Here is a 23,399-nt window from a genome sequence, read left to right as displayed (position 1 = left end):
TTGTTGCTAAGAAAATGGAGGCTGGGGTCGGAATCGAACCGGCGTACACGGAGTTGCAGTCCGCTGCATGACCACTCTGCCACCCAGCCTAATCTCAAATGGAGCGGGAAACGAGACTCGAACTCGCGACCCCAACCTTGGCAAGGTTGTGCTCTACCAACTGAGCTATTCCCGCCTGAGACACGCTGCGTATTTTAGGCATCTCAGCTTTTCTGTCAAGCAGTTATTAATAAAAACCGTCATTATAACTAAAAGAACGAGGTAAAGATGATTGCTCTTTACTCTTTTAAGGGGGCTAGATCTGCCCACGCTGTGCGTAAATAAACGACCATAGACCATAAGGTGAGTATTGCCGCGAGATAGAGGCAGCTTATTCCGATATAAAAAATAGTCGAGAGATACCCTGCAGGTGATGCCAATAATAAAAAGATGGCTAACATTTGTACGGCAGTTTTTAACTTGCCTATAAAACTAACCGCAACACTGGTTCTTTTGCCTATTTCGGCCATCCACTCTCTTAGTGCAGAAATGACAATCTCACGACCAATAATAATAATGGCAGGGATAGTCAGCCAAATGTGTGAGAACTCCTCGACCAATAACGCCAACGCGATAGCCACCATCAATTTGTCGGCAACAGGGTCTAGAAAGGCACCAAAAGGCGTAGCCTGGTTTAGTCGACGGGCTAAATAGCCATCAAACCAATCAGTAATACCGGCTAGGGCAAATATGCAGGCACTGGCCTGGTAACTCCACGGCTGAGGTAAATAATAAACAAGTACGATAACGGGAATCAGGACAATGCGGAGTAACGTTAAATAATTCGGAATGTTCATGCGACTTCTGGGCTATTCCTTGGTTGGCATTATTCTTTTATCGGCCGCTAGTGTAGAGGCTTCATTCGTGATGTAAAGTATCATATATCTGTTGTGCCAGCGATTTACTAATACCTTTCACTTTTTGCAGTTCAGTGACAGTGGCGCTGTTAATACCTTGTATACCACCAAAATATTTCAGTAATGCCTGGCGTCGCTTATGCCCAATACCGGGTACATGCTCAAGAATAGACTGCTGTCGGGCCTTACTGCGTTTATTTCGGTGACCCGCAATAGCAAAGCGATGCGCTTCATCCCTCACCTGTTGTATGAGCAGAAAACCACCATGATCAGGCGTAGGATCAACTTGTTTATACATCGTATGTAGGCTATTTGTGATCAGTAGTGTTTCTAGCCCAGGTTTTCTTGAAGGGCCTTTGGCGACCCCAATCAGTGTGATAGTTGATAATGAGTAATCTGCCAGCACCTGTTGTGCAATGCTGAGTTGACCTTTGCCTCCGTCAATAAGCAACACATCGGGAATACAGCCCTCTTCTGCGGTACGGGCAAAGCGCCGTTGAAGTGCCTGCTGCATGGCAGCGTAATCATCACCTGGGGTAATATTTTGGATGTTATAACGGCGGTAATCTTTTTTTATAGCGCCTTCTTGGCCAAAGACAACACAAGAAGCAACTGTCGCTTCACCCTGAGTATGGCTGATATCAAAGCACTCAATACGTTCTGGTAAAAAGGTCAACTGCAATAAGGTTTGTAATTGCTGAAAGCGCTGTTGCATATGCTGTTTATTGGCAAGACGACCTGCAAGCTGTTGCTTGGCATTTTTTTCTGCTAATTGTAACCAGCTTAAGCGTTCAGCCCTTACATTATGTTTCAAGGTTATCCGCTGTCCACAGCTCTGTTGTAAGGCAGTGATAAAAATATCGGGCTCGGGTATTGCCTGGCAGGTAATGATTTCTGTTGGAAAATCTCTCTGCTTGGCATTAGATATATAAAACTGTGCCAGAAATTCTTGTAACTGTTCTTCGTGAGTCAGCTCAAGGGCAATATCATGAAAAAAAGTACGTTGGCCTAGTAGACGCCCTCCTCTGATCATTAAAACCACAAAGCAGATTACACCTTGTTGTTCTATGAAGGCGATACAGTCATGATCACCTTGGCCTGAAGCCACAATGGCTTGTTGCTCCTGAATTTGACGTAAATGATTGACTCGGTCTCTGAGGATTGCGGCCTGCTCAAATTCCAATTGACTAGCGGCTTGTTCCATTTCCTCTATCAGGTCGTACATCAGTTGTTGGCTTTTGCCCTGCAAAAATAATCGAGATTGGGTAACATCTTTGGCATATTCTTCCTGACTCACGAGCTCCACACAAGGTGCTTTGCAACGCTTAATCTGGTACTGCAGACAAGGTCGACTCCGGTTGCTAAAAAAGCTATTTTCACACTGGCGAACTTGAAATATTTTTTGTAGCCAGTTCAGGCTTTCTTTTACTGAATAAGCAGAAGGAAAAGGTCCAAAGTATTCCCCAGGCGCTTTACGTCGGCCTCGGTGTAAACTAAGGCGTGGAAATGGGTCATTAGACAGGTAAATAAAGGGATAGGACTTATCGTCACGCAGTAAAATATTGTAGGGCGGTTTCAAGGCCTTAATTAGGTTCTGTTCAAGCAGAAGTGCTTCTGTTTCAGAGTTGGTGATGGTGGTTTCAACCCGAGCAATCTTTTTAACTAATGCATTGGTTTTAGGGGCCAGGGGCTGGCTGCTAAAATAGCTGGCTAATCGTTGACGCAAGCTTTTTGCTTTGCCTACATATAAGATTTTATCCTGCTGATCATACATTTGGTAAACCCCAGGCAGTTTGGGGGTGAGCTTGAGAAAATGTTTAGCATCAAATGTACTGGTAGCCGCTTGAGTCATGTTGGTCGCTAAAACGAGTCAGTTGGTAAGTTAATAGCCAATCACTAAAAATACGCCAGTGTATGTTTTATTCACTATTGTAACGTTTTCTTGAGGGGATAAACATTGGGGAAAAGAATGGCAGGTAGTTCATGCATAGTAAGATAAATAACAAACCATACAGGGTGCACTTCTGAAGTAAGTGCACCTTGACCATTAGGATACAACTATTGCTTAACAGACAGTAACCTAACGAATGGTTTCTGTATCTAACATACCATGCTTGACGGCTAATAATGTCAGCTCAACATCACTGGAAATATTCAGTTTGTCGAAGATTCGGTAGCGATAACTGTTGACGGTTTTTGGGCTGAGGCATAGCTTGTCAGAAATAGCCTGAACTTTGTGGCAGTTTACAATCATCATTGCAATTTGAATTTCCCGTTCAGACAGGCTATCAAAAGGAGACTGTTTACCTTCCTGATCAAACTGTTTTAGCGCCAGCTGCTGGGCGATATCAGGGCTAATATATCGCTTACCTTGATGGGCCATGCGAATAGCCGTGACCATTTCATCCAGTGCCGCGCCTTTAGTAACATATCCAGAAGCCCCAGCTTGTAATAAGCGTGATGGGAATGGCTCATCATCACAGACTGTGACCGCAATAATCTTAACATTGGGATTGGATCGTGTAATTTTTCGTGTTGCTTCCAGTCCACCAATGCCCGGCATTTTAACATCCATCAGCACAACATCAGGTACCAATCGACGAGCCATGTCAACAGCTTCTTCTCCAGATCGTGCTTCGCCGACAACTTCCAACTCATTGACATCTTGTAACATACGGGTGATGCCAGTGCGGACGAGGTCATGATCATCGGCAACAAGGATTTTAATCAAATGGAACACTCCTCGGCATAAATCTTACTAGATCAGCATTAGTGCCACTGAACAGGGTGAATCTGAATAAAATAGCAAAACCCTGTGGGTATGAACAGTGGCTCCAACCGATGAGCGAATCAGCTCGCTACAGTCAACTTCATAACAGTCTTAACACGATAAATGTCATCACTGCTATGAGTATATTCTGGACTTAATTGGTTATTTCGTCCAAGTTAATCCAGCCAGTTTATCCTTAATACTGATGCTTTCACAAGTCATGTTATTAAACTCAGCATGTAACATAAAAAGAATTTAAGTATTATTTTCTTACTAAGTTTTACCACACCTGTAGTCTATTGGTGCGGTTATCATGCTTATTTTGTATTCTGTGCTGCACTGACTGCAAACTGTGAGCACATTGGTTATCAGAAGATGCCTTTGTCATTTGAAGGTTTAGCTACCCGCATCTTCTGATATTAACCCACTATTAAAAAAAGTGGGTATGCCATAATAAGCCCTGCAGAGGGCATTGGCTTGTTACAATAGATTTTCCAGTTGAGGTACGACCTCAAAAAGATCTGCCACCAGGCCATAGTCTGCAACTTGGAAAATGGGGGCTTCTTCATCTTTGTTGATGGCAACAATTACCTTGCTGTCTTTCATACCTGCTAAGTGTTGAATAGCCCCTGAAATACCGACGGCGATATATAGGTTAGGCGCGACAATTTTACCCGTTTGCCCTACTTGCATATCATTGGGTACAAAGCCTGCGTCAACCGCTGCTCGGGATGCACCCACTGCGGCATTGAGCTTATCAGCTAAGGTGTAAAGCATTTCGAAATTTTCACCGTTCGCCATGCCGCGGCCACCCGAAATAACAACATCTGCTGCGGTCAGTTCAGGGCGGTCCGACTGTGCCAGTTCTTCCTTAATAAAGGTGACTGCTTCTGTGCTGAAGGCATCATCCAGAGTTTCAATCGGTGCGTTGCCATTAGTTTCTGCTGCGTCAAAGTTAGTCGCACGGATTGTCATGACTTTGATGGCTGCACTAGACTGGACTGTCGCAATGGCATTGCCTGCATAAATTGGTCTGGCAAAGGTATCTGGGCTATCAATTCGGATAACATCGGAGAGTTGATCGACATCCAGTAATGCAGCGACATGGGGCAGTGTATTTTTACCCTGAGTGCCTGCAGGTGCCAAAATATGGGTATAGTTCTTCCCTATTGTGGCAATCAGTTTACCGACGTTTTCAGCCAGTTGATGCTCATAGCCAGTATGATCTGCTAACAGGACTTTGCGAATTTTAGCCACTTGAGCTGCTTGCTCAGCCACTTTGCCACATGCGGCACCCGCCACCAGGATATCAACTTCATCACCCAGTGCGAGGGCTGCAGTAACGGTATTCAGTGTAGGCTTATGCAACTCCAGGTTATTATGCTCAGCAATAACTAAAATACTCATTAGATCACCTTCGCCTCATTTTTTAGCTTGTCCACTAACTCTTCCACACTGGCAACCTTGATACCTGCCTGGCGCTCAGCGGGAGGCTCGACGTTCACTGTTTTCAGGGTATTGGTGAGCGTTACCCCTAAATCTGCCGGTGTTTTTGTATCCAGAGGCTTACGCTTGGCTTTCATGATATTCGGCAGTGATGCATAACGGGGTTCGTTGAGACGCAGGTCTGCAGTGATGACCGCGGGCAAAGATAGTTTCAGTGTTTGCAAACCACCATCCACTTCACGCGTGACATTGATGTGGTCGCTTTCTACTTCAATAGCAGAGGCAAACGCACCTTGTGGGTAATCGGTTAATGCGGCAAGCATTTGGCCGGTTTGATTATTATCCGTATCAATGGCTTGTTTACCGAGGATAACAAGTTGTGGTTGCTCTTGATCCACAACCGCTTTTAGCAGCTTAGCCACACCCAGGGAGGAAGGCATCTCCTCAGTTTGAATGAGTAAACCGCGATCAGCACCCAGGGCAAGTGCGGTCCGAATTTGCTCTTGGGCTTCTTTAGGGCCAATAGAGACCACAACAATTTCACTGGCAACGCCCTTTTCTTTCAGGCGAACAGCTTCTTCTACAGCAATTTCGCAAAATGGGTTTATTGCCATTTTAACATTGTTCAGGTCGACATCAGAGTGGTCAGGTTTGACGCGGACCTTGACGTTATAGTCGATAACTCGCTTAACCGCTACAAGAACTTTCATAGCGTCCTCATTATGATGTTTATTAATGCCACCACCAGTATCCCTGGCGGAATTCATTCTTTTAAAATACGACAGTAGTACATGTAATCTGCTGTATCTTGAACGTTAACCTACAACAGGTCAAGTCAACACTAACATGGTTTTTATGTCATATTGGCCAGGCTATTTCTCATTATTACATTATCTTCTAATGTGGTGGTTTTCACCACCGAACGAATATCCAAGAGAAAATAGTCAATACACAGACAGATAGTACTGCTAAATAGGGTCGTATGCTGGTTGACATAAATTACGCGCTTATTAGACAAAAATCAAACAAGCGTTTAAAATGCGCAAAAAAGATATTTTTTCACATCATTGGATTGAACTGCTGTAGATGTTTGGGTAAGTGATGATTTTATGTCAGGTTATACGACACATAGCTCATTCAAAATAATGCAAAAAAGCAACAAATCAATAAACAAAACGTATTCTTCAACAACGTTTTAGTAAACATATAAATACAGCGAGTTACTTAAATCGCCTACCTAGAGGAGATAAGCCGTGCAACGAGAGTCGATGGAATTCGATGTTGTTATTGTAGGTGCTGGTCCAGCAGGATTATCTTCCGCCTGTCGACTAATGCAGTTAGCTCAGCAACAAGAGCGGGAAATCACGGTATGTGTAGTAGAAAAAGGCTCTGAAGTAGGGGCTCATATTCTATCTGGCGCAGTCATCGAAAGCACAGCACTGGATGAACTGTTTCCTGATTGGGCGCAACGTGGAGCCCCACTTAACACAAAAGTATTACGGGATGATATTTATGTTTTGCCCAACGAAGAAAAGGGAATAAAAATACCTAATTTTTTAGTACCACGCCCCATGCATAATGAAGGTAATTACATTGTCAGCCTGGGTAATCTTTGTCGTTGGTTAGCCGAGCAAGCAGAAAGTTTAGGTGTTGAAATATTCCCAGGCTTTGCAGCAGCAGAAGTACTTTATGATGAGCAAGGTCATGTCCAGGGGGTGATTACGGGTGATATGGGGGTTGGTAACGATGGTCAGCCTAAAGATAGTTATATGCCAGGGATGGAGCTGAAAGCAAAATATACACTGTTTGCGGAAGGCTGTCGGGGGCATTTAGGTAAAGCGCTGATTGCCAAATATAACCTTGATGCGGGTAAAACCCCACAACATTACGGTATTGGTATCAAAGAGTTATGGGATATTCCTGCAGAAAAACATGAGCCTGGGTTAGTGGTGCATACTACAGGTTGGCCACTTAAAGAGTCAGGTAGTTTGGGGGGGACCTTTTTATATCACCTTGAAAATAATCAAGTGGCGCTGGGGTTGATCACTGACCTTTGCTATCACAACCCCTATGTCAGCCCCTTTGATGAATTTCAGCGTCATAAATTACATCCAGTAATTCGCCATTATTTAGAAGGTGGTAAGCGTGTTTCTTATGGTGCTCGGGCGATAACCAAAGGTGGACCCCAGGCACTGCCCAAAATGGTATTTCCTGGTGGTGTGTTGATTGGCTGTGATGCGGGTACATTGAACTATGCCAAGATTAAAGGAACTCACACGGCAATGAAATCCGGCATGTTGGCGGCTGAGGCCGTATTTGCTGCAGTGGGTCAAGGTCGGCAAGGGGATACATTGGATGAGTATGAGCGTGCTTTTGAAGCATCATGGTTACATGATGAGTTACATGAGCAACGTAACTTCGGTCCGGCGATGCATAAATTTGGTAATATTGTGGGTGCTGCATTTGCTTTTTTTGATTTAAATATTATGCGTGGCAAATTGCCTTTTACATTGAAAGATGCCACACCCGATTATGCAACCCTAACTCCTGCTGCTGATGCAAAACCACTAAATTATCCTAAACCAGATAATACGCTGACCTTTGATAAGTTAAGTTCAGTTTATTTATCTTTTACCAACCATGAAGAAAATCAGCCATGCCATTTACAGTTAGCTGATATGTCCATTCCAATCAGTGATAACCTGCCTAAATATGCGGAGCCTGCGCAGCGTTATTGTCCTGCAGGTGTCTATGAGGTGATTGAGAATGAGCAAGGCCAGCCGGAATTTCAGATTAGTGCGCAAAACTGTGTGCACTGTAAAACCTGTGATATTAAAGATCCTGCACAAAATATTACATGGGTAACGCCTGAGGCTGGTGGTGGTCCTAATTATCCCAATATGTAATTGATTGCCTAAATATAAATACCGCTCCCTCTTAAACAGGCTGCTCTAGCCTGTTTAAGGGTACGCCCCCTTCCCACCTAATTAGCCACCTTGAGTATCCAATGACCACTGGTTTTACTGCCACTAGAAGCTTGTAAATAAAAAGACTTGGGTCGTGTCAGTTGATCAAAGCCGGTTCGTGATAAAGACGAGCCTATACCTGACTGTTTACAGCCTCGCCAACTGAGTGCTGGATCAATCAGGTCACAGCGGTTCATATAAACCGTCCCAGTGTTTAATCGCTCGCCAATCAGTTCAACGGATTCAATATCTTCGGTAAAAATACCTGCAGAGCAGCCAAACTGACAATCATTCATTAAGGCGATTGCTTCGGCATCATAGTTTACGGGAGTGATGGTGACCAGCGGGCCTTGGGTGGGCAGCTGCATAATGGCCATACTTTGTTTGACGTTAGTCAGTACTTGAGGGGCAACATAAGGTGAGTGAGGTGGTGCATTTTTGAAGAGGTTCGGGTCAATTAAGGGGGTTGCACCTTGCTTTAACGCCTGCTTGAGCTGGTTTCGAACATGATTTGCTGCGGCTTGATTGACCAGGGGTCCAAGGGTTGTTTCAGGTAAGTTGGGGCGCGCTAAAACCAGCTGTTTTACCCAGCGAGTGACTTTCTCTTGTACGGCGTTGTACAGAGTATGGTGAACATAAATACGTTCCACAGCACAATTCGATTGTCCTGCGTTATAAAATGCGCCATCCATGACCTGAGGTACGGTGTAATTCAAATCCGCATCATGGCGTATGTACGCAGGGTCTTTCCCACTGAGTTCGATGTAACAGGGTTTTGCTGAGGCTACCAGTTGTTGGCTGATGGCGGGATTAACACCATACTGGTCGGTATAACTGACATAGTCAATTTGGTTTGAGGCAATCAACTCACAGGTTTGGTCTGCTGTGATATGGAGGTATTCCAATACACCATCAGGCATTCCCTCCTCCTTAAATGCAGCAACTAAACGCTCAGCGCATAACGGTGACTGATGGGAGTGACGAAGTAGTACCGTGTTGCCTGCAAGTAATGCGGGAATAAGTGAGTTAGCTAAATTTAAATAAGGGTAATGGCAGCCACTGATAATGAAGACGGTACCCAGGGGGATACGCTTGATGTAGCGTATGAGTGTGGTATCACTTGAAATAGGCAGCGGTGCTAATGACTCCTCAGCAATCTGTAATAAATAGCTACATCGTTCTGTAAATGACCTTATTTCCTCGGCAGCATGAGTAATGGGACGGCCTATTTGCCAGCAAAGTTCTTCAGCTATTTCGAGTTGTTGACTTTGTAATCGTGCAAGTGCAGCTGCACACAGCTTAATTTTTTCGGGTAAAGATAAAGACCGCCACGCTTGTTGGGCTGTTTGAAGGCGATCCACAATCGCAGTTATTTGGCGTGGTTCTGCAAACGGGCGCTCGACATAAAGGCTGTTGTCGATGGGGCTATAAGTCTTTAAGAGGATATCCTGATCCATTCGGTATATTCCTTGTAATACCAGCCATCAATAAATCCTTTGCTGTGGCTATAAATACATAATCTATTGTCTATTAATAGTATCTCATCATACCTTTTTCCTACTTATAATCGCATATTATTTGTTATAGCTTGTTTTAAAGGCTGTTTGTTATATTAAATTTCTAATTGCATTGTTGTTCGTGCCTAAAATAGCATCAATAAAATTAGGTTATGTTGATAAGTGACGTATATCCTTATATACGTAGGGGGAGGTGCTTGCGAGGGTTGTAGATATTGAGTTATTGTTGCATTGAGCACTGACGAAAAAAATAACGATTGAGGGTTTGCACGTGGATATCAATGAGGAAGTTGAGCTGCTTAGTCACGTGCCAATGTTTGCCAAGCTGGATAAGAACAAGCTCAGGCTATTGGCATTCACCAGTGAAGCATTATGCTATCGGGATAAGGAAATTATTTTTCACCAGAGTGAGTCACCGGATGGCGCTTATGTGGTCATGTCTGGTGAGGTGGAAGTGGTTTCAAATACATCAGCTGGGGAAGTTGTTAATGCGGTCCGTGGCAAAAATGCTCTGATTGGTGAAATGGCAGTGATTACTAATCAGCCTCGCTCTGCTACGATTCGCGCAAAGGGCCCTGTGCAAATGCTGAAAATAAGCTCTGACTTGTTTTTAAAACTGTTGACTGAAAACCCAGATGTTGCACTGGATGTAATGCGTCAACTGAGTCGTAAGATTGCTGAAGCTCAGCAACAATATGAAATCCTACAGGTACAGCTACTACAATAGTAAGGTAGGCGATTCTTGAGGGAGTTTGCATGAATCGAGAGCGGTTTGTTGATTTATGGCGCCGAGTGGTGGACTCTGACTCTGATGAAGCAGAGGCGATATTCAATCGGCTCTATTCATACTATGACTCTATTGAGCGGCATTACCACTCAGCAGAGCATATTACTTTTTGTTTAGAACAGTTTGATAAGGTCAGGGATGAACTGAATGATCCTGATGCAGTAGAGCTTGCGTTATGGTTTCACGATGTGATCTATGAGTGTGGCGCGCAGGATAATGAGCTGCAAAGCTCTGAGTATTTTAGTGAGTGTAGCTGTAAGCGCTTGAGTGAGCTTTATAACGGTAAAGTTCGTCAGCTTATTATGGATACTACACATAAGGCTCCCCCAAAATCCCATGATGGCCGCTTTATTGTCGATATTGATTTATCCAGCATTGCCCTACCCTGGTCTGAGTTTCTCCACGATACCATGAATGTCCGTGCAGAAAGTCCTCTTTGTGACAACGAGTACTATCAACGCCAAATTGCCTTTTTTACTTCTTTACTCAAAAGACCCCGGTTTTTTTATTCGGATTATTTTGAAAAAAATTATGGCAAACAGGCAAAGCAAAACTTGGAACGCTTTATTCGTGAGGTGAAGCAGGGCAAGCTAAGACCCCAACAGCAAGCTGCGCCTTGAGGATATATTTTTAGAGGTACCCTTAAATCTATTATTTGCTTATGAGGTCTGTTTGCGCTTAACCGTATAAATTTCAGTGCTATGTGTTAACCCTCTGGCTTTGATCTTATCGACCCGTTGATATTCAAATGTTTCTTCACCTGCAGCCTGTCGAGTCGACTCAGTAATTAAAAGTCTGGTGCCATAGTCTTTGTTCAATGCTTCAAGCCGAGCCGCAAGGTTGACGGCTTCACCATGGACGGTATAGGTCAATCGCTCAGCCGTACCTACCAAGCCACCCACGACCCGTCCTGTATTAATACCAATACGGGTTCGTAACGTTGTTTCGCTAATGGTGAGCTTTTCAGGAATAGCAAGCGCAGTATTAATAGCATTGGCTGCATGATTATCTGCAGTAATAGGAATATTAAATGAAGCGAGAATGGCATCTCCTTGAAACTGGTTAATGGTGCCGCCATAGCGTTTTATAGGTTCAGCAATAATACTGAAGTAGTCATTTAACACTTGGATGAGTTGTTCTGGGGGCAGGTGTTCACTGAGGCTGGTAAACCCTTCAATATCAGTGAAGAGTAAGGTTGCCTCTTTGACTTCACCATTACCCGCTTGTAAGCGCTCTTCACTGGTTGAAATATTTTTTACAACTGTTTCTGGGACAAACCGAGATAAGTCTTCAACAGTACTGCTTTCAAAAACGGCTTCAATTAACAAATGACGGCCGCGCCCTATCGCTATTGCCAAAATTAATGTTACACAGCCAATGGTGATTATTTTATCTAGCTCAGCACCCACTAAAATTGTGTTAGAGGTTAGGTACTCGACATAATTACGGGTCATCAGATTCTGAGTCGGGTCATGGTATAGCGCATACAACATCAGCAAGAACCAGCCCACTGCCGCACAAAGGCCTGAGAACAGCACAAATCGTCGTTCAAAGCGTAAAGCGCGAATCGCAATAAAGATAAAAACATACAACATGGTGGGTGCTTTTAAATAAAAAGCAGCAGGTTGCATATACTGAATATGAAAACTCCAGATTAAGCTGTAGAGCAGCATAAAATCCATAAATATCGCCAGATAGGCATGCCAATTACGACTGGGTAGGCGATAAACTAATATTAAACGAATAGCTGAAAAAATTAAGTAGACGCCCAGTGCCCAGGGTACAGGCTCTGACTGAATAAGTTCCCATAATGAACAGCAGCCATTTTGCCACTCACTAAGGTTAAAAATACTGTGCTGACGGGTGAATGTTTTCGGCGAGCTGCTATAAAGCAGGATAAAGAGTAACACAATTACAATTTCTACCCAGGCAATAACACGCTCACTTTCGGCTTGCTGTTGTCTAACCGCGTACAGAATGCGTTTAGGAAGCTGGCGGATATGGGGTATATACAATGGCCATTCCTCAGGTTGAGCTGTGAGTGTGACCGTCACAGCCTTTTAGACAAGCATTAAGCGCTGCCTTTAGAAAAAAGTGTAGTCCCTGACTGGATTATGAGGCAGGTGGGGACTAAGACTTAATAGGGTTTAATGAAGAGACACATCATTCAACAAAAAATGAGTCAACGCCTGTGGCATCAAATAAACATGAAATATGGCAAGAGGTTTTGTGGGGTGGGTTTGAAGGCTGGTGTATCTCAGAAACGGTAAGCTGGCTGTTAACTTCAGGCCGTGCAGTGACAGACCCTGCCCTCTTCTTAAAGTGTTTAGCCGCCCATTTGTTAAGAGCGGGTGCTGATGTGGCACGTATCCGAATCACACTAAACACGATTGACCCAGAAATCACTGGCCGTGCTTATACCTGGTGGCGAGAACAAGATGAAATCGAGGTGTTTGCCCCTGCTCATGGGATAGACAGTACTCCATCTTATCGCGGTAGCCCTATTGAAGAAGTACGTGAACATGGCCGAATGGTGCACTACACCCTTACAGGGGATTTGCCTGAACATGCTCATACTGTATTACAAGAGCTTAAAGCACAGGGGGTGACTGACTATGTCGCTTTTCCATTGCAGTTTTCTGACCAGTCAGTGAATGCATTTATCATTGCCAGTGACAACCCTGAGGGGTTTTCAGCAGATGATTTAAAAAAATGGCGGGCTTTATTGTTATATCTACTTCCAGTACTCGAAGTCTTTTCTGCCCGTAGTATTATTCGGTCATTATTAAACACTTATGTTGGACCCAGAACAGGTCAGAAAATATTAAAAGGCCGGGTTAAGCGAGGTGATTCAGAACTGATTGAGTGTGCACTTTGGTACAGTGATTTACGCAATTTTACTGAGTTAACGGAATCTTTGTCGACAGAGCCTATGCTACAGCTGGTGAATACCTATTTTGAAGTGGTGACGAATGCGGTCACTCGACGTGGCGGAGAAGTTTTACGTTTTATTGGTGATGCCATGTTGATTGTATTTACCACGGAAACACTGGGGTCAGTCGCTAAAGCCTGTTCTGCTGTGTTACAGGCAGCGATTGATGCCAACAATCAGTTGCAACAGCTCAATAAAGACTTAGTGGCGCGTGGGCTACCTGTACTGGAGTTTGGTGTGGGACTTCATGTGGGTGAAGTGGTTTATGGTAATGTAGGGTCATTATCTCGCTTGGATTTCACCGTCATGGGGCCAGCGGTTAATCGGACAGCTCGGCTTGAAGAGCTGACGAAGTCTTTAGGCGTTGACCTGTTATTAACGGCAGAATTTGCCGCTAATGTGGTTGAGCCAACCGTTTTCCTTGGTAGTTATAGTGTTCGGGGTGTGGCTGAGCCGCTACAAATTCATACTCTCCAACAATTTCTTCAAGCTCAACCGTCTACCAATACGCCGGGTGTTGCATTATAGTTTGCCGTTTTTCTATAAGAGATGAGTAGCTTTATTGCACCGGACTGCGTTACAAAGGCATTATATAGCTCCAAGAAATCGTGAATATATACCCAATGCGAAGCTGAGAATAATTCGTGAAGGGTATACTGCGGATGATGTTTAAATGGCGGTATACGCTTAATCACTGAGAGGGTCCATGGCTCAGGTTAGACTGAACAATGCACGTCTGTTGATTTATAGTCATGACACATATGGCTTAGGCCACTTACGACGTTGTCGTACAATCGCTCATGCGTTGGTGAAGCGCTTTAAAGGCCTGTCAGTGTTGATTATTTCAGGCTCACCCATTATTGGCCGTTTTGAGTTTCGAGCCAGGGTTGACTATGTGCGTATCCCAGGAGTGATTAAACTTTATAATGGTGAATACACATCACTTGGATTGCATATTGATATACAGCAGACGCTGGATATTCGTAAAGCGATTATTCAACATACGGCACTGAGTTTTCAGCCAGATATATTTCTGGTTGATAAGGAACCCTTAGGGCTTAAAGGTGAGGTAGAGCCAACGTTGCGTGTACTTCGAGAAATAGGTGTTAAGACTGTTTTGGGATTGCGTGATGTGATGGATGATCCTCAGTGGTTAGCCGAAGAGTGGCAGCAAAAAGGCATTCCTCCTAAATTGTTGGATTTGTATGATGATATTTGGGTCTATGGCCCAGCTTCAACAGGGAGTCCGCTGGCCGGTATTCATTTTCCTGAGCCAGTGGAACCACACTTATATTTTACGGGGTATTTGGCGCGTCATGTCCCTAAAACCGCAGAGTTGGATTTTAGTACATTACCAGAACATTATTTGCTGGTGACACCTGGCGGCGGTGGTGATGGGGTTGAATTAGTCGACTGGGTATTACGGGCTTATGAGTCTTCAACCCGTCTGCCCTTTGCTGCAGTCATTATCCTTGGTCCGTTTATGGGAGCAGCAGAGCGTGAACAGTTTGAACAGCGGGCTGCAAGCTTACCTCAAGTCACGATTCATACGTTTGATCGACACATTGAAGCTCTCATGGCCAATGCCAAAGCGGTTGTGGCGATGGGAGGCTACAACACATTTTGTGAAATTTTATCGCTTCGAAAACCTTCTTTGCTGGTGCCACGTAAAAAACCCCGGTTAGAGCAGTTTATTCGAGCTAAACAAGCTGAAGCATTAGGACTAGTGTCTGTACTAGACCCTGATGAAGGTGGTTCAACAGAACGTATGGTTCAGGCTTTACAACAACTATCGGATCAGTCACCACTAGTGGACGATCAAATTAATGGATTACTGACTGGGCAGGATCGAATTGCTGAGCGATTTCTTAAACTGCTGGGTGAGCATAGATTGGATCATTCTACTGAGGCGGAGGAGTAATGCCTCACCATATTATGATGTATTGCCAGCATTTGCTGGGAGTTGGTCACTTATATCGGCTAGCACGTATTGCGGCTGCCTGTCTGCAGTCAGGGTTTAAGGTTACTGTTGTAGCGGGTGGTGAGAAGACAAGTCCATCGCTGTTTGCGGGGTGTGACTGGGTCCAGTTGCCCCCAGTAAAAGTACCTGATGCATCATTCAGTGAGCTGGTGACTGTTGAGGATCAGCCAGTTTCGGCAGGTTATTGGCAGCAGCGACAACAGGTACTGATGGACACAATCAAAAAAGCATCACCCGATGTTTTTTTAGTTGAAATGTACCCCTTTGGTCGTCGGGCATTCAGCCATGAGCTAACCCCTATTCTGGCGGAGTTAAAAGCACATAGTACCTGTAAAGTCATGTGTTCATTGCGGGATATTTTGGTGGATAAGTTTGTGCGTGAACCGCAACGACAAGACTGGGTTATTCATCAGTTAGAGCAGTACTTTGATGCCGTACTGGTCCATAGTGATGAGCACTTTATCCGTCTACAGGATACCTTTCCTGCAGCAGACCGTATCACTTCATTACTTCACTATACTGGCTATGTCGGACCTGAGATCGGTCATTTGACGAAGGCTGCACCTCAGCAGGAAGTTGTCATATCTGCAGGCAGTAGTGCTGTGGCTGAACAAATGATCATGGCGCTTTTAGCGGCTCGCCCCTACTCTACGATTGCACATTGGACATGGCGTTTCTTGCTGGGACCTCGAAGTAGTGACAGGCTTCGTCAAACGCTTGCTGAGGCCAGTAAGGATATAGCGCATGGCAGTATCGAAGTTGAAGGACTAAGGGATGATTTTGTATCCCTGTTAGCTGCAGCGGGGCTGTCTATTTCTCAGGCTGGCTATAATACCGTGATGGATGTGTTAGTCGCACAGTGCCCTGCATTACTGTTACCGTTTGCCAATGCAGAAGAAACTGAGCAGCTGTTTCGTGCACAACGTTTATTAGCTACCGGCTGTTGTTACTATGCGCAAGCTGAACAGCTTTCTCCTCAGGCACTGGCAGCGTGTATTGATAAGGCTGTCCGTTTAAACCCTAAGGTATCCCCTTCTCCCATTACCCTGGGTGGGCAATGGCAAACAGTGAATATGATCAAACGGTGGCTGAATGACGAGTCTGCTTGATGAAGCACCAGCACTTTGGCGGGCACTCACCATTGAGTTGGATAAATGGCAGCAGCAGTTTGGTGGGGTTCCGCTTTGGTGGCGGGATGACGATGCCCAAACCTATACACCCGCACTTGAGCAGTTACTTAAAATTAACCGCCAGCAGTACAGTAGCACATTGGCTTTAGCTGTTATTCCTGCAGGTGCAACCAATAGCCTGGCCCGGCGTGTACAGTCAGAACCGAGATGCTGGGTTTTACAGCACGGTTATCGTCATAAAAATTATGCTCCTGCAACCCGCAAAAAGTGTGAGCTTGATGAGGATCGGCCGTTAGCGGCAATCGCTAAGGAGTTGCAAAGTGGTGCTACCTATTTAGCAGGACTATTTGGTGATCAGTTTTTACCCGTCCTGGTGCCACCCTGGAATCGAATGCGCAGTGATTTGCTGGTTCACTTACCGGCTTGGGGTTACTGGGGGTGGTCTGGTCTGGGTCCGCAAAATACGGTACCTGGACTTAAAGTCGCTCATGTGCATATTGATATTATTAACTGGCGAACCCGCCAGTTTGCAGGCACTGGGCAGGTCCTGGGGCAATGGTTACGTGTTTTACAACAACAGCGAACTTCAACACTACCGGGTAAATCACCTACCCCTATTGGCCTAATGACGCATCATCTAGCACATGATGACAGATGCTGGCTGTTTTTGAATACATTCTTACCTTGGATTGAAGAACAGGTAACGGTCCACTGGCAGTTACCTATGGCTTTATTTTCGCCTGCTCGCCGTTAGGAGGGCCTCCCCGCAAAACTATTTTTTTTCGTTTGCAACACTCTTCTGGGAGTCTTGTGGTGGGTGAGAAAGAGGTATGTTTAAAGATTTTAGCTGCCAACCTTGAGTTGGACTCCAGGTGAAACCATGTACATGTTGCCAGTTTAATCGCGTGGGATATTTGTCCAGCATTAACCATCCTGTGGCCGCAGCGAGTAATGGGCGAATGACACCTTTATGGGTGACAATCACTTTTGGAATATGAGCTGATGGTTGAGCACTCTCCTGAGCTGCCCACTGTGTAATGCGTTGCAATACCTGATAAGGGCTCTCACCTTGAGCGGGGTGTAAATGGATGCCCCGTTGCTCTTGATACTGAAGTTCTTCTGGATGCTCTTGGCGTAAATGGGCTAAGGTTTGTCCTTCCCAGTGACCCCAGTCCATTTCCTGCCAAGGCGTTAGAATTTGATAGTTAATACCAAGTGCCTGGGCTGTTTGCTGGGCGCGCATGAGTGGGCTGCTATACCAGCATAACTGTTTCCAGGCTGGAGATAGTTCAAGATGTTGTAGCCGAGACACTTCCGAAGGTAGCAAGTGTGTGTCTTGACGTCCCTGGATGCGGCGTTGTTGATTCCACAGGGTTGTGCCATGACGTAAACAATAAATCGTGAGCATTAATCTGCATTTCCTATCAGAGGTGTTAACCACTGCTTGAGCTGTTGTGCTGCAGCGAAGAGACTATGATGTTGATGGCTCCACTGTTGAGCCTGCTGACTTAATTGTTGTCGTAGGCTAGGTTGAGTCAGTAGCTCATATAACCCCTGTGTAAAGTTATCGGGCTGTTGTTGAGGAATGATCAATCCACCACGTTGTGTGGGTGAGTCTGAAAACAGGCTGCAAACGCCAGGTGTTGCCCCCGTAATAACCGGTAAGCCATACATTTGTGCTTCTAAGATAGCCATACCCAATGCTTCATTAATGGCGGGCCACGCCATCAGATCACTCGTTTGTAGCCAAGGGGTAATTTGTGTTGTTTCAAGCTTACCCAACCAGTGTATACGAGCTCCTAACGCATTAGCCTCTTTCTTGAGCTGGCTGAAGGCTTGCCCTTCACCAATAATAATCCATTGCCAGGGTATGTTTTGTAATGACTGCAAACAGCTCAAGAGATAACGATAGGAGGCGAGTTTGTCACCAGGGCGAATCATCGCCACTGACAATAACCAAGGTTGGTCTTCGGGAATACCGTATTGTTGGGCAAGCTGTTGGCGAATAGTTGACTTGGGAAGGCCCGCTTGCTCAGGTAAAGCCATAAAAGGGGGAAGATAATGGCACACGTTAGTTGCATGACAGTAAGGCTGAATACCGGTTAGGTCTTTGGGATTGAGACTAATAACCGCATCTGCCTGGCGAAGCGCGGCAAGCGTTGCTCTATAGTTATATCGCCAAGGCCCATGACGCTGTTTTTCAGCGACAGAGGCTTCCGCAATGACATAGGGAATATTGAGCGCGTGACTGACACGAGGTCCTAACCAGTCCGGGGCTTTATGGTAAAGGTGATAGGTAAACCAGAGCTTTGGACGATGCGCTTTTGGCAGGCTTAGATAGTGTTTGATGAGTTTGTTGGCCTGCCATTTACCCAGACGTGCCAGACGTTTTTGATGTTGTCGTTCACCCTGCCGACTGAAGCTTCGTAGCTGGCTGACCAATACTGGTGCCCAACCACAAAGTTCCAGACATTGCCAGAAGTGCTGGGCAATCTTTTGATCCCCTGATGGTGTTGGGTAATTGGGGGCTTTAAGTGGCGCATAAAATGCAACAGTACTAAATTCAGCAGAATTATTTGCAGTGAATGGGGTCATTGCTTACAAGAGCCGGCAAAACAAGTAGCGAGTGTTGCAATCCCTTGTTGCAGGCTGAAGTGTGTTGTAACCCGCTTATATCCTGCTTCTGCCAGTGTTTGTCGCCATTCAGGTTGGGTGATTAACTGCTGCAATGCTTGGCTTGTGGCACTGACATCTTCTGGTGGAACTAAGAGTCCCGTTTGTTTATCGATGATGAGTTCTGGAATACCAGAAATTGCCGTGGCGATGCAGGCCACATGTTGACTTTGCGCTTCCATCAATACATTAGGCAAGCCATCACGGTCGCCATCTTCAGTGATGCGACTACCCAGAATAAAAATATCTGCTTGGCGGTATTGGCTTAGTACCATTTGTTGTGACTGTGCACCCTGCCAGGTAATTTTATTTGCAATGCCTAGTTGCTCTGCCTGATGTTGTAACTTGGATAACTCTGGTCCCTGACCCACATGTGTAAAGTGCCATGATAATGAAGATGGCAGTTTTGCCAGTGCTTCTAAAATTACATCATAGCCTTTTTTAGGTACGGCACGACCCACAGAGAGAATGTGTACTTGAGTAGAGGGTGGTGTTGTGCGTGGCTCGGGGGTGATGGGGAAACGGTTAAAGTCCAGGCCATGATAGACCAATATCACTTTATCAGGTTGTGAGGTCAGGCTCTGCAGGTATTGTTGGTTACTTTGGGTACAGGTTGTCAGCCAGGCCATGTCTTCCAGTTTATCCGCTAAATCCCAAGACGGTGTCGTCCAGATATCTTTGGCGTGTGCGGAAGCAGACCACGGGATACCTGTTAGGTGACTGGTATAACGTGTTACTGAGCCTGGTGTATGAATAAAATGGGCATACAGTTGTTGTGTTTCTGGGGGTAGCTCAGTGGCAAGCACCCAGGATTGCCCTAATCGGCGGATTCGATTGCGGGTTGGGTCTCGACGAAAATCCTGCCACCAGAGGCGAAGCGTCGACCAAAAATGTGGGCGCAACAGCTGTGTCCATAAGCTACGAATTACCCGCATAGGTTCATGATGCAGGTACTCCGGAAGGTATACAACAGGTGCTTTTATTTCACGGTGAATGGGGTGTACGGTGTGATCAGTGGGATGGCGTAATGAAATCAGGGTAATTGCAAATCCTTGCTGTTCCAAAGCATGGATTTCTTGTGCAATAAATGTTTCTGATAAACGTGGATACCCTTTCAAAACCAATGCAATTGATTTTGTCAAACGATTACCTCAATAACAGATGAATACAACATTTAATTCATTATCTGACTTGTGCTTATCAATAAGTACTTTGCTGAAGCAAACAGTATCAACGGTGTTGTTTACATAAACAAACAATAAGTAACACCATTGTGCAGCATGCTCTTATGGTCAAGGATTAAACTCATTAACAAGCACAAAGGCCAGGCATTATACCATGTATTTCGATGCTGATGTTTGTTTATAGACACCTTGTACTGGGTGGTTTATAAGTCAAGTGTTGGCCATTAGCTGTGGCGTAAGCATTTTTTAAATAAATTGAGCTAGCCTGCTATTGGTGTAGTTATACCCATCATGAAAGGTATAACATAACAAGATCTCTCTTTTTTTACCTTGAATGGGTATCGCATGGAGCCATCAATTTATCGTTACATTCTCAAGCACACCCTGAAGGATCAAGTTCTCATTCTGTTGTTAACGTTGGTTTCTTTTCCTATTGTCTATGCCTCCTTAGAGGTTCCAAAACATATTATAAATAGTGCCATTAATGGTAAAAATATCCCCGATTCTGTCATGGGGTATTCATTAGATCAGTTTGATTATTTGTTTTTTTTAAGTGGGATATTTTTGTTGTTGGTGGTGATCAATGGTGCCATCAAGTATGTATTGAATGTTTATCGAGGTGTGGTGGGTGAACGTATGCTGCGGGACCTGCGTCTTGAGCTTTTCAGTCGTATTTTACGTTTTCCTATTCCGCATTTTAAAAAAGTCTCACAAGGGGAAATTATTCCCATCGTCACCGCTGAGACGGAGCCGCTCGGAGGTTTTATTGGCGAGGCTTTTGCCCTGCCCGCCTTTCAAGGTGGCTTACTGATTACGTATCTGTTCTTTATTTTTAACCAGGATGCTCTGTTAGGGGTGGCGGCTGTTGCTTTGTATCCTTTTCAGATGTGGGTGATTCCCAAATTACAAGCCAAAGTCAATCAGTTGGGTAAGCAACGAGTGCTTGCGGCACGACGTTTAGGTGATCGGATTGGCGACAGTATTGCGGGCATTCAGGAGATCCATGCCTTTGGGGCTGCTGAGCGGGAACGAACCAATGTGCTTGAACGTGTGCAATTTATCTTTTTGATTCGTTTACGTATCTATAAGCTGAAGTTTTTTATTAAATTCCTTAATAACTTCCTGTCAAAAGTCACACCCTTTTTCTTTTACTCAGTGGGTGGTTACTACGTTATTAAGGGGGAATTATCGTTAGGGGCTTTAATTGCGGTGCTCTCTGCGTATCAAGACTTAGATGCTCCCTGGAAGGAATTGTTGAAGTTCTATCAAACGAAAGAAGATGTGCGGATAAAATATGAACAAATCATCGAGCAATTTCATCCTGAAGGCTTGTTACCAGAGGCATTACAAACAGGGAAAGCAGAGTCGCTACCGGTTGAGCAGCTCTCATTGACTGCACGTAATGTCAGTTATGCCGAGTACAGTAATGTCAATATTGTTAATAATCTCAGTGTTGAGCTTATACCCCAACAACATACAGCCATTGTTGGACCTGAAGGCAGTGGTAAAACAGAATTTGCTAAGCTGTTATCTCGGTTATTACAACCGAAAACCGGTCGTATTGAGCTGGCGGGTCAAAATATCCAACTGCTCAATGAGCGAACATTAAGTAAGCATGTGGCGTATGTTGGTGCCCATGCACATTTTTTTGCGGGTACGATTAGGGAAAATCTATATTACGGTATGGACCCTGAATCTGACTCTGAGAGCACAAGCTGTCAGCAGCAGGTCGATAATGATGTGATGGAGCTGCTTGCAGAAGTTCAGCTACAAGATGATGTTTATCACTATGGTTTGCAGAGTTATATTGACCCTGAGCGAGACCCTGATTTAGCGGCAGCGGTACTTGAACTACGCCATGCCCTACGTGTTTCTCTCCATGCTGCTGAGATGGATGATTTAGTTGAGTTTTTTGATTGGGATAAATACAACGAGAATCTGTCTGTAGCGGAAAACCTCTTATTTGGTTCATCACGTACCATTTCTTTGGATTTTAACAAACTGGCACGCCATCCTTTGATTCACCAGTCTTTAAAAGAAGTTGATTTAATGGGTGAAGCACTCCGTGTTGGCTATGAGCTGGCAAAAATCATGGTGGACTTGTTCGCCGATGTAGAGCCTGGTAGTGACTTGTTTGAACGTTTTAGCTTCATTAAATCAGAAGAATTACCTGAATATAAGCAGCTGCTCACCAAAACCAGTTTGGATTCATTGATGAAGTTGCCCTTAGCGCAACAGGAAATGTTATTAGTCTTATTATTCCAGCTAGTACCTGCACGTCACCGCTTGGGCTTACTGACTGAAAGTCGAAAAACCAAATTATTGTTGGTGCGTAAAAAGCTATTTCTTGCGCTGCAAAAAGAAGCCCATGATTTACAGCTTTATGATGCCAATGAATATAATGCTGCGCTCACGCTACAGGAAAATATTTTATTTGGCAAAATCGTCTATGGGCAAGCGCGGGCGCAAACAGAAATCAGTCAGCGTATTGATGAGTTGGTAAAGGAATATGAGCTGCGTACACAAATCATGTGTTACGGGCTGGATTTTTCAGTAGGTACTTCGGGCTCTCGGTTATCGGTGGCTACTCGACAAAAGCTGGCGCTTGTTCGTGCATTACTGAAAAAGCCAAATTTTCTTATTGTTAACCAAGCGACTAATGTGTTGGACCTTGGTGCTGAGCGGCATATCATTCACTGCGTTTTGAAACGTATGGTGGGTCAAGGGGTATGCTGGATATTGGGAAGAATAGAACAGACATCGGCCTTCGACTATGTGTTCGTTATGGAGAAAGGACACATTGTGGATCAAGGTGAATATACAAAGCTAAAAGAGAATAGTCAGGCTTTTCAAGCATTGTTAACGGGGGGGCTCGAATAACTAACGAACCTCGTTATGATAGGTAGGATTTATTTAGGTCAAATCAATGAGTTATCCACATAAATAGTGGATAACTCTGTTGATGAGTCTGTGAAACCCGTGAATGTTGGGTTATATGAAAACTGCCTATATTTTAACGAGTGATGCCTTACAGCTGCTCTGTATAATAAACAATCCATTAATACCTTTGGTCTAAAATAGTGGAGTAATTGTTCTTTTTCTGATTTTAAAACCTTT

18 protein-coding genes and 2 tRNA genes are annotated in these 23,399 nt (G+C 44.6%); 8 read left to right on the top strand and 12 right to left on the bottom strand.

Annotation, left to right across the window (positions count from 1 at the left end):
* Window positions 1-15: 15 nt before the first annotated feature.
* The 7 genes from ACQ96U_RS06920 to ACQ96U_RS06890 form a co-directional block, all read right to left on the bottom strand.
* Window positions 16-89 (bottom strand) — tRNA-Cys (locus tag ACQ96U_RS06920).
* 10 nt (window positions 90-99) lie between these two features.
* Window positions 100-175: transfer RNA gene (locus ACQ96U_RS06915), tRNA-Gly, on the bottom strand.
* Between the two features lie 103 nt (window positions 176-278).
* On the bottom strand, window positions 279-836 hold the full coding sequence (gene pgsA / locus ACQ96U_RS06910) for a CDP-diacylglycerol--glycerol-3-phosphate 3-phosphatidyltransferase (protein ID WP_431720510.1): 558 nt from the start codon (window positions 834-836) through the stop codon (window positions 279-281).
* A 61-nt stretch (window positions 837-897) separates the two neighbouring features.
* Entirely contained in the window at window positions 898-2,748 is a 1,851-nt protein-coding gene (gene uvrC / locus ACQ96U_RS06905; RefSeq protein WP_431720509.1) for an excinuclease ABC subunit UvrC, read from the bottom strand.
* Between the two features lie 228 nt (window positions 2,749-2,976).
* Complete coding sequence (uvrY, locus tag ACQ96U_RS06900) at window positions 2,977-3,627, bottom strand: UvrY/SirA/GacA family response regulator transcription factor (protein ID WP_431720508.1); 651 nt, start codon at window positions 3,625-3,627, stop codon at window positions 2,977-2,979.
* 519 nt (window positions 3,628-4,146) lie between these two features.
* A complete protein-coding gene (locus ACQ96U_RS06895) occupies window positions 4,147-5,073 on the bottom strand; it encodes an electron transfer flavoprotein subunit alpha/FixB family protein (protein ID WP_431720507.1) in 927 nt (308 codons plus the stop codon).
* On the bottom strand, window positions 5,073-5,822 hold the full coding sequence (locus tag ACQ96U_RS06890; protein WP_431720605.1) for an electron transfer flavoprotein subunit beta/FixA family protein: 750 nt from the start codon (window positions 5,820-5,822) through the stop codon (window positions 5,073-5,075). Before ACQ96U_RS06890 ends, ACQ96U_RS06895 begins: the two co-directional genes overlap by 1 nt.
* 543 nt (window positions 5,823-6,365) lie before the next feature.
* Between ACQ96U_RS06890 and ACQ96U_RS06885 the strand changes: the two genes are divergently transcribed.
* Window positions 6,366-8,018: an electron transfer flavoprotein-ubiquinone oxidoreductase gene (locus ACQ96U_RS06885; protein WP_431720506.1), complete on the top strand. Its 1,653-nt coding sequence runs from the start codon at window positions 6,366-6,368 to the stop codon at window positions 8,016-8,018.
* A gap of 77 nt (window positions 8,019-8,095) precedes the next feature.
* On the opposite strand, the gene ACQ96U_RS06880 is transcribed toward ACQ96U_RS06885, so the two are convergent.
* The gene (locus ACQ96U_RS06880; RefSeq protein WP_431720505.1) at window positions 8,096-9,535 is read right to left on the bottom strand and encodes an aldehyde dehydrogenase family protein; all 1,440 of its coding nucleotides are present in this window, start codon (window positions 9,533-9,535) and stop codon (window positions 8,096-8,098) included.
* 331 nt (window positions 9,536-9,866) lie between these two features.
* Here ACQ96U_RS06880 and ACQ96U_RS06875 point away from each other — a divergent pair, with 331 nt between their 5' ends.
* Together ACQ96U_RS06875 and ACQ96U_RS06870 are read left to right on the top strand one after the other, a co-directional pair.
* Window positions 9,867-10,322: a cyclic nucleotide-binding domain-containing protein gene (locus tag ACQ96U_RS06875; protein WP_431720504.1), complete on the top strand. Its 456-nt coding sequence runs from the start codon at window positions 9,867-9,869 to the stop codon at window positions 10,320-10,322.
* Window positions 10,323-10,351: 29 nt separating this feature from the next.
* On the top strand, window positions 10,352-11,002 hold the full coding sequence (locus tag ACQ96U_RS06870; RefSeq protein WP_431720503.1) for an HD domain-containing protein: 651 nt from the start codon (window positions 10,352-10,354) through the stop codon (window positions 11,000-11,002).
* A 39-nt stretch (window positions 11,003-11,041) separates the two neighbouring features.
* Here the strand turns inward: ACQ96U_RS06870 and ACQ96U_RS06865 are convergent, their stop codons facing one another.
* The gene (locus ACQ96U_RS06865; protein ID WP_431720502.1) at window positions 11,042-12,397 is read right to left on the bottom strand and encodes an adenylate/guanylate cyclase domain-containing protein; all 1,356 of its coding nucleotides are present in this window, start codon (window positions 12,395-12,397) and stop codon (window positions 11,042-11,044) included.
* 176 nt (window positions 12,398-12,573) lie between these two features.
* Here ACQ96U_RS06865 and ACQ96U_RS06860 point away from each other — a divergent pair, with 176 nt between their 5' ends.
* The 4 genes from ACQ96U_RS06860 to ACQ96U_RS06845 all read left to right on the top strand — a co-directional run bounded on the left by ACQ96U_RS06860 (window position 12,574) and on the right by ACQ96U_RS06845 (window position 17,179).
* Entirely contained in the window at window positions 12,574-13,842 is a 1,269-nt protein-coding gene (locus ACQ96U_RS06860) for an adenylate/guanylate cyclase domain-containing protein (protein WP_431720501.1), read from the top strand.
* A gap of 178 nt (window positions 13,843-14,020) precedes the next feature.
* On the top strand, window positions 14,021-15,235 hold the full coding sequence (locus ACQ96U_RS06855; protein WP_431720500.1) for a glycosyltransferase family protein: 1,215 nt from the start codon (window positions 14,021-14,023) through the stop codon (window positions 15,233-15,235).
* On the top strand, window positions 15,235-16,404 hold the full coding sequence (locus ACQ96U_RS06850; RefSeq protein ID WP_431720499.1) for a glycosyltransferase family protein: 1,170 nt from the start codon (window positions 15,235-15,237) through the stop codon (window positions 16,402-16,404). The genes ACQ96U_RS06855 and ACQ96U_RS06850 overlap by 1 nt, the downstream gene beginning before the upstream one ends.
* Window positions 16,388-17,179 carry a hypothetical protein gene (locus ACQ96U_RS06845; RefSeq protein WP_431720498.1) on the top strand — a complete coding sequence of 264 codons (792 nt, stop codon included), beginning with the start codon at window positions 16,388-16,390 and terminating at the stop codon, window positions 17,177-17,179. Before ACQ96U_RS06850 ends, ACQ96U_RS06845 begins: the two co-directional genes overlap by 17 nt.
* Window positions 17,180-17,197: 18 nt before the next feature.
* Here ACQ96U_RS06845 and ACQ96U_RS06840 read toward each other — a convergent pair whose 3' ends face one another.
* The 3 genes from ACQ96U_RS06840 to ACQ96U_RS06830 are packed head-to-tail and all read right to left on the bottom strand — an operon-like array spanning window position 17,198 to window position 20,240.
* On the bottom strand, window positions 17,198-17,833 hold the full coding sequence (locus ACQ96U_RS06840) for a histidine phosphatase family protein (protein WP_431720497.1): 636 nt from the start codon (window positions 17,831-17,833) through the stop codon (window positions 17,198-17,200).
* Complete coding sequence (locus tag ACQ96U_RS06835) at window positions 17,833-19,020, bottom strand: glycosyltransferase family 4 protein (protein ID WP_431720496.1); 1,188 nt, start codon at window positions 19,018-19,020, stop codon at window positions 17,833-17,835. The genes ACQ96U_RS06840 and ACQ96U_RS06835 overlap by 1 nt, the downstream gene beginning before the upstream one ends.
* Entirely contained in the window at window positions 19,017-20,240 is a 1,224-nt protein-coding gene (locus tag ACQ96U_RS06830; protein WP_431720495.1) for a glycosyltransferase family 4 protein, read from the bottom strand. Before ACQ96U_RS06830 ends, ACQ96U_RS06835 begins: the two co-directional genes overlap by 4 nt.
* A 387-nt stretch (window positions 20,241-20,627) precedes the next feature.
* Between ACQ96U_RS06830 and ACQ96U_RS06825 the strand changes: the two genes are divergently transcribed.
* Window positions 20,628-23,162, top strand: a complete 2,535-nt coding sequence (locus ACQ96U_RS06825; protein WP_431720494.1) for an ABC transporter transmembrane domain-containing protein — start codon at window positions 20,628-20,630, stop codon at window positions 23,160-23,162.
* Window positions 23,163-23,399: the final 237 nt, after the last annotated feature.

It is taken from the genome of Zooshikella sp. RANM57 (genome assembly GCF_050749885.1).
Classification (GTDB): Bacteria; Pseudomonadota; Gammaproteobacteria; order Pseudomonadales; family Zooshikellaceae; genus Zooshikella.
The sequence above is the reverse complement of the archived record's forward strand: the minus strand, read 5'-3'. Positions and strand labels throughout refer to the sequence as shown.